The organism is Rhizobium nepotum 39/7, from assembly GCF_000949865.1.
Lineage (GTDB): Bacteria > Pseudomonadota > Alphaproteobacteria > Rhizobiales > Rhizobiaceae > Agrobacterium > Agrobacterium nepotum.
Genome location: NZ_JWJH01000055.1, coordinates 1 through 7,292, shown reverse-complemented (window position 1 = coordinate 7,292; position 7,292 = coordinate 1). Strand labels below are relative to the sequence as shown.

Annotated in this window: 5 protein-coding genes and 2 pseudogenes; 4 read left to right on the top strand and 3 right to left on the bottom strand. The window is 59.4% G+C overall.

The genetic code is table 11. The annotated features are described in order from the left end of the window. The 4 genes and pseudogenes from RS75_RS24655 to RS75_RS24640 all read left to right on the top strand — a co-directional run. Positions 1-298 (top strand): annotated as a pseudogene (locus RS75_RS24655) (integrase); the annotation flags it as partial. Then, positions 298-2,106: a hypothetical protein gene (locus RS75_RS24650; protein ID WP_045025235.1), complete on the top strand. Its 1,809-nt coding sequence runs from the start codon at positions 298-300 to the stop codon at positions 2,104-2,106. The pseudogene RS75_RS24655 and the gene RS75_RS24650, both read left to right, overlap by 1 nt. Further along, a complete protein-coding gene (locus tag RS75_RS24645; RefSeq protein ID WP_045025234.1) occupies positions 2,103-4,247 on the top strand; it encodes a hypothetical protein in 2,145 nt (714 codons plus the stop codon). The genes RS75_RS24650 and RS75_RS24645 overlap by 4 nt, the downstream gene beginning before the upstream one ends. After that, a complete protein-coding gene (locus RS75_RS24640) occupies positions 4,244-4,627 on the top strand; it encodes a hypothetical protein (RefSeq protein ID WP_152643201.1) in 384 nt (127 codons plus the stop codon). Before RS75_RS24645 ends, RS75_RS24640 begins: the two co-directional genes overlap by 4 nt. An 11-nt stretch (positions 4,628-4,638) precedes the next feature. On the opposite strand, the pseudogene RS75_RS27265 reads toward RS75_RS24640, so the two are convergent. The 3 genes and pseudogenes from RS75_RS27265 to RS75_RS24630 all read right to left on the bottom strand — a co-directional run. Next, a pseudogene (locus RS75_RS27265) lies at positions 4,639-4,740 on the bottom strand (helicase); the annotation flags it as partial. 521 nt (positions 4,741-5,261) lie between these two features. After that, positions 5,262-6,380: a hypothetical protein gene (locus RS75_RS24635; RefSeq protein ID WP_045025233.1), complete on the bottom strand. Its 1,119-nt coding sequence runs from the start codon at positions 6,378-6,380 to the stop codon at positions 5,262-5,264. A 96-nt stretch (positions 6,381-6,476) separates the two neighbouring features. Continuing rightward, positions 6,477-7,292: OB-fold nucleic acid binding domain-containing protein (locus tag RS75_RS24630; protein WP_045025232.1), on the bottom strand; the 816-nt coding region annotated here is incomplete at its 5' end.

Sequence of the window (7,292 nt, the reverse complement as noted above, 5' to 3'; positions counted from 1 at the left end):
GTTCGGGGTCGATCTCGACGTCACGCCGCACATGCTGCGCCACACTTTTGCGGTTCATATGCTGTCGCTGCTCGTGCGTGAGCAGATCGGATGGGTGCTCGACGAGCGCCGATCCCATATCGGCGCGGCGTACCGCCGCCTGATTGGCGATCCACTCCTGAAATTGCAGCGCCTGCTGGGCCACAGCCGCATCGAAAGCACTCATATCTATCTCGAGAGCCTGGAAGAAAGCCAGGAAATGATCGATGCAGCAGTTGAAGCCTGGGAACTGCGCATTAATGCTGGTGGACCCCCGTGATGAAACGCGGTCGTCATGCCACTTTCCCAGTTGGAATCGAATTGTCCGACACACGGGACGAAAGTCCGCAAGATCCGCTCGTCTTCGTCCTTCGGACGGAAGATGCCGGGACGGTCGACGTCAATCTGTCTTTCTGGCCGCTGAGGGCGCTGACCCGTGACGTTGCGCCGTTCCTGCAGGAATATCTCCACCGGATGGGACCGGCCCCACTCTGGAAAACCGCAGGCACCTTTGTCCGTCGTCTGCGGCGGTTCTGGCTATTCCTGGAAGGATCGTCGGTAGAGCCTCGCCGTCTCGGTGACGTAAACCCGGCAGTGATCAACGCCTATGAGAATTGGCTGGAGCAGAACGGCGGCGAACGGCCAAATCAACGCAATGTGCTCGGTGCTCTGATCGGGGTGCTGCGCGTGGTCGCCGAACTCGACCCGGAAAGACTTCAGGCCGAAACACTGCCTCGCCTGAAATACATCGGCCACGGGGAGCACGGCGTCTCCAAGCCGCGTGATGCCTATAGCGGGAAGATTGCCGCGGCATTGCTGCAGGCGGCAACGCATCAGATCATCGAAGCTCGCGACCGGATAGCGACGGGCGAGGCTCTGCCCCTCCCACTTCTGGATGTAGCCCGTGATTCGGAATTACAACGTCGCTACGGCCTCGTGGTTGAGCAGATTGTGACGACGGGAACAGCCGCCGGAGATGGTCCTTTATTCGACAATCTGCGCTACCACGCCCACAGATGCGGGCTCGAACCGCCCCCGGTCGAGGAGCTGCATGCCGGCTTCCACCTAACCCGGTACGATGTTGTCGGCTTTCTTGTCTGGCTGTCCTTGACGACCGGCATGGAGATCGAAGCGCTACGCGGGCTTGAGGCCGACTGCTTGCGCAATCCCAACCGGGGTTACGTCGAGATCGAATATCGAAAGCGGCGCGCGCACCAAGCCCAGTGGAAACGGTTGCGTGTCCGCGATGGCGGTCGGGAGACGCCCGGCGCCTTTCTGCGGCTGGCGATCAAGCTGACGGAACGGTCGCGGCAGCACACGGGATCAACCAAGCTCTGGATCACCTGGAAGCCGGGGCGCCTGTCGTCACCGAAAAATCTGGGGGCCTGTGTGACCGCCTTTGTCGAGAAGTATGGAATCGTCGATGACGCCGGAAAACCGCTCGCGCTCAATCTCTCCCGGCTGCGCAAGACCCAGAAAGCTGACTGGTACAAGCGGACCGGAGGACAATTGGAGATCTTCGCCGTCGGCCACACGGTAGCGGTGGCGGCCAATCACTATGCCGACATCCCCGCCCTTCGGCATCTGCATGAGCAGACGATAGTTGAGGCGCTGGCCGACGCGATGGCGCCGGCTCTGCAACCTCGGATCCTTTTGCCTGCGGATGAAGCCCGGCTACGAGCCTCAGCCGACGTGACCGGGCTGCCGGTGACGCCTGAAAAGATCGGCCTGCTCCTCGGTGGAGAGCAGGATCTTTGGCTCGCGGCATGCGGCAACTTCCGAGCCAGCCCTTTCGGTCGGGAAGGCGAAGCATGTCCGACGCCGTTCTGGGGATGCCTGGAATGCTCCAACGCGGTCATCACCGCACGAAAACTGCCGGCCCTGATTGCGTTCCAAACGTTCATGGACGAGCAGCGGAAGGCGTTACCGCTGAACGACTGGGACGACAAATTCGATCAGCCCTATCGCAGGATCACGGAGCAGATCCTCCCCATGTTCCCGCCCTCCGTTGTCGGAAACGCAAGAATTGAGGCGGCAGAAGCCTCGGCGCCGCTGCTCTATCTTCCGCCAGAGGCCTACGGCTCATGACGGCTGCTCCTCATTTGAGTGATCAGCTTACCGCCTCGCGCATCAGGGCCGATGACGACATCGTTCTGGCGTCGATGCCTCTCAGGGATGGAACGGACCGAGCGACGCTCTCGCGGTTCGCCGACGATGTCTGGGATATGGCACCGGCGATGTTTAACATGGCCCGAAAGGCCTTTCGAACGGTCGACTTCAGCGTGATCCCCTATGCCGCCGAGCGGTTGCTGGCCAAGGAATACATCTATGCCTGGATGAATGAACGGTTCGCCGACGGTGAGCCGCGGCTGAGGCCCGTGTCGGGCCATAGCGCGCTCGCCACGCTGCGCCGCTTCCTGGACTTCGTTCGCTCGCGGATCGGCAGGTTCGATCTGGCAGCGGTCGATCAGGATCTTATCGATGCGTACGCGGCCCACCACCGGGCACGCCCAATCACACCCGGACGGGTGGGCGTGTGCCTCCGACCCATCGTCCAGCTTCATCGCCTGGGGCCCAATCTGACGTGTGGCGGCCTCACCTTCGCGCCATGGCGCGGCCGGCCGGTTTATCGGGCAACCGGCCAGGGCACACGCAGTTCGGAAAATCGGACCGAGCGCATCCCGGAGGCTGTAATCGGCCCGATGCTGCGTTGGTCTCTCAAATATATAGAGCACTTTGCCGAGGATATTTTGGCTGCGCGAGATGAAGAGGATGCGCTGAACGCCCGCTTCGCGGCTCGTTCGCGCCGCCGCCACACGCGGCCCGCAATCGTGCTCGAATCCTGGATAGAAAAGCGTCGCCGTGAAGAACGAGGTATCCCCGTCTGGGAAAAGCCTCTTTCGATCGGAGGGGTGACCGGCAGGCTGTCACGGGATGGCAGGTTCGATGGCAATGTCATTAATCTGAAGTTCGTGACCATGCAGTGCGGGCTGCATCTAACGACGGTCTTTAAAGACCCGGCTTTGTTGTCGATGATTCACGGTGCTGCTGATGAACTTGGATTCGAGGTCGGCGGAATGGACACGCCAATCTGCCCCGACCCCGACACTGGCCAGCCTTGGCGCGAGCGCTTCGATGCCATCAGCCTGGCACGGGAAGAAAGGCATCTGCAGACGGCCGCCTACATCGTATGTAGCTATCTGACGGGAATGCGCGACGGCGAGGTGCAGTCGCTGCAAGCCGGTTGCCTGAAACGCAGTCTCGGCCGGGATGGCCAAACGGAACGGCTGGCGATCGAGGGCGTGACCTGGAAGGACCGCGGGGCTCGCGGCGAGCAGGTTGATTGGATCACCGTCGAACCCGCCGTCCAGGCAATAAGGGTTGCCGAGCGTCTCTCGGAACGGGTCCGACGGAACGCGGGCACCGAGCGGCTATGGCTTGCCCTTGATGACCGCGAGACGAACAATGCCGAGACGCCGATCCTGATTGCCAGGAAGATCAACCGATTCCGCGAACACCTCGATGAACGATATGGCGCAGACGATAATCCTTTGATTCCCCGAATGGGAGGAGACGTCTGGCGCTTCAACACCCGTCAGTTCAGACGAACACTGGCCTGGTACATCGCAAACCGGCCCTTCGGGGTCGTAGCCGGCAAGATCCAGTATAAGCATGCTTCCGTAGCCATGTTCGGCGGCTATGCCGGCTCGTCCGCATCCGGCTTCAGGCAGGAGGTCGAGCAGGAGCTGGCGCTCGGGCAACTCGATGACATCATCAACTACTTCGGAAACCATCGGCGCGGTCACGGTCCAGGGGGACCGGCCGGCAAGCGTGTCGGGGCCGAACTGGAAAGGGTCGGTCGCGAACTCGGCCCGCTTCCGGGACAAGTGGCCGATCGGAAGCGCCTAAAGGCGATGTTGGCACATTTGGCGCGCACACTGCATGTCGGATATCTGAACGATTGCTTCTTCGACCCGCTGACCGCACTCTGCCTCCGGGAAGCCGAGAAACCTTCAGCCTCGGCGCCCGTCCTGTCGCGATGCGCTCCCGACCGATGCCCCAATGCCTGCCTTGTCGAGCGGCATCTGCCGCCCTGGGAAACCTCGATTGCACAGACGGAGGAACTTCTCGCCGATAAGCGTCTCTCTCCGCTGCAACGCGAGGCTCTGCGATCGGATAACAAGCGAAAGCGAAAGCTTATCGCGCCGCTGAAGGTACGCACATCATGAAGCCGGTCAGCGCAGCCACCGAACAAGCCCTTAGCGAGGCGATGGCACGTCTGTTTGATGGATGTCCTCGCGTGACCGATGGCAGGCTGACGGTCGTCAATCTCGCCGTCGAGGCAGGCGTCAGTCGCGCAACCGCGAACCGCGCCTTGAAAGTCCTGGCGGTCTTTCGAAAGGCGGTTATCGAATCCCGAGTGCGGCGTGATGCCGAAGACCAGCCGGTAGGAGCCTCCAGAGCCGAACAAGAGCTTCGCGCCGTCAACGACATCCTTGCCCAACATCATCAAGTACGTGCGCTATCCGAGCTCATGGAGCAACGGCATTACGGCTACAACGCGAAATTATCCCGATCGCGAGTCGAAAACGCCCGTGAGACAGATTGACTGTTTAGATAAACGCCGAACTCGCCGCCGGACCGGAAGAGCGTGACCGGAACCATCAGAGTGCGGGAAAGCTGAAAGGCGTGGTTTTGGGCGAGGGAAAGATCGGTGTTCATCTGAGGGCTCCATCTTTGGAGCGGGCCATTCCCGCTCGATGGCTCCCGTCAGTGTCCGGAACCGGTCGCGATCACCGCGAGGGCGAAGCCGAGCGGCGGCAGCTTGCTAGCCGACCCCGCAGCGGGTTGATCGACGGAGATCCGGGGCTGGACCAGGAAGCCATCCATCAAGAGCGGAATGGGACGTCTCCTATGGACCTCGTTCAACCGACAATGATCATGCGGGAGCAAACCTTACAGCGAATGCGGATCTCGCCGAGATCTGCTCTCCTCAGAGGCCGGGTTTGGTATCAATACAGAGGCGCGGTAAGATTGAGCTGGTGAGAACAGCGTGCGCGCGTCGAGGTTTGACAACAGGGCCATCGCACGCTCTGCTCTTCTTGGTCCCAGGAAAGAGGAAAGAAATCGGAACGCGTGATAAAAAGCGAGGACATTGCCGTACTGCCTCGACAGCTAGAGGGGCAGAGGGAAAGCATGGGTTCGAACACTTGCGTCTAGAGGCCCCGGGCGAAGGACCCGTATTAGTCATGCATCACTCGCGCAGATCGCCATGACCTTAGCCTGAAATAATCGTCAGCTTTACCGTTCAGCAGGTCAGCCTCGATATCAAAGGCGGACTGCACGATTGAGTCCATTTCCCTTTCGCGATCTACCGTGAAATAACGCTCCTCAAGTCTGCGCTGTTGTATTTCGATGGAATCCCGCCAGTAGCGGGTTCCTTTTATGTCAGTATGTGTCTCGACATATCTAGCCAGGGGACCGCCACGTTCCCGACGCATGTAGCCCGGGCAGGCGCAGCAAAACTCGTAGAGCTTGTCGTCGCTCGTTGCGATCCAGACATCATGCTCGATGATCCCGAAGTTGAACTGCTCGCGCGAATTGTTCACGATATCTGCAGCAGCAATCAGCTTCAGGTCGTTGGCTCCATTCAAAGCGATGCGCTCCAGTACTTTGTCGGGTGTCAAGCCTTTGCCGCCACCCTTTTTCAGTTTCACGAAGTTGTTTGTGATAGCTACTTTCCGCGTCCTGAGTTGGTCAGTTAAGCCATTTTCGGGGGCGAAGACATATCGAGCGATCGTCAGTTCCTTGAGACTGATGAGATCCAGTACCTCGGCGCAATAATCGATGTAGAGGGCGAATTTTTCCAGGCCATTCAACGCCTCTAATCGATGTATGACGTTCATAGCGAGCAGCGAAGCATATGAGCACGAGATTGCCTTCTGACGCTCTAGCGACAGCGCACTAAAATACTCAGGGTCCATCTTTCCACCAGCATACGGAACCTTTATCGAGTTTGGGTCCTCACGGAAATTTGGCAGATAGTCTGCAAGAAACCTGTCGAACGCTGCTTCAACGTCGCCTCGACGCGCTGGGGGCAGTTCTTGGTAAGCCGCTGCGGGCGAGATGAATACGCCATACCTGGAGGTTTTCTCGAAGAGTCTCGCCAGTTCCAGAACACCAGCATTCTTAAGTTCTTGGTGTCGCTGGCCAGTCTTATAGGCGCTTTCGATTGCAATAAGGATATTGGTGTCGAACATAATATTGGTTTGTCGACCATTCCGATGGTTTTCTCGGATGGCATCCCTGTCGAGGTTGATAATTTCGGTTGAGTTCGACGACGATTTGAAAGCGCGTATCATGAGGTTCTCTGTTTTATGCTCTGCGTGAATTCTCGGTCCCGAAATCTGGGTCTTCTTGTCGATACCAAGCTTCCACTGGCCTCTCGATGGGGAAAATCAATGGAAGTTCCGGCTTTTGATTTTCAGCGTATCAATGTGAAGATCGGGCGTGAAAATGTCGCGCGGGGCTACAACAGGCTTCGACTTGTCCCGCGTATCCGAACTTCCCGGCGATCCGTGGGCGAACTCATCACCCCGGCCGGCCGGCAGCTTGAACTCTTCATCACGATCAGCCAGACCGGTCAGATCGCCTGACAGGTCGAACAGCTGCTGGGCGACAAGATGGACGACCTCCCCTTCCCGCTGGATCCGACCATTGATGGCCATCATCGAGGATCCGAGAACGACCCGCCGGCGTTTTTCAAACAGCGTCGGCCAGACAACGAGATTGGCCGGCCCGGTCTCGTCCTCAATGGTGATGAACATGACGCCCTTGGCCGATCCGGGCTTTTGCCGCACCAGGACAAGTCCGGCAGTATAGACCCAACGCCCGTCCCTAGAATTCATCGCCTCGGTACAGGTGATGATGTTGCGCACTGACAAATCCTTGCGCAGGAAGGCGATCGGATGCTGCCGCAATGTCAGACCGGTATGGCTGTAGTCCTCGATGACGTTATGGCCGTCCGTCATCTGCCGAAGTGCCACCTCCGGCTCCTGCTGCTCGGCAATCGCAGCCATCTCCCGTTCGGCGGCGGCCGCAAATAGTGGCAAGGGTTGGTCGCGCAGCGCCTTGATCGCCCAGAGCGCGTCGCGGCGCTCAAGCTTCAGCGACGGCAGAAAGGCATCGGCCTTGGCAAGCTGGACAAGCGCCTCCGATGGCACGCCGGATCGACGCCACATGTCGTCAACCGAGACAAAGGCATTGTCCATGCG

Coding starts and splice junctions, on each gene's coding strand:
- RS75_RS24645 (WP_045025234.1), top strand. CDS start 2,103: ATGACGGCTGCTCCTCATTTGAGTGATCAGCTTACCGCCTCGCGCATC.
- RS75_RS24650 (WP_045025235.1), top strand. CDS start 298: ATGAAACGCGGTCGTCATGCCACTTTCCCAGTTGGAATCGAATTGTCC.
- RS75_RS24635 (WP_045025233.1), bottom strand. CDS start 6,380: ATGATACGCGCTTTCAAATCGTCGTCGAACTCAACCGAAATTATCAAC.
- RS75_RS24640 (WP_152643201.1), top strand. CDS start 4,244: ATGAAGCCGGTCAGCGCAGCCACCGAACAAGCCCTTAGCGAGGCGATG.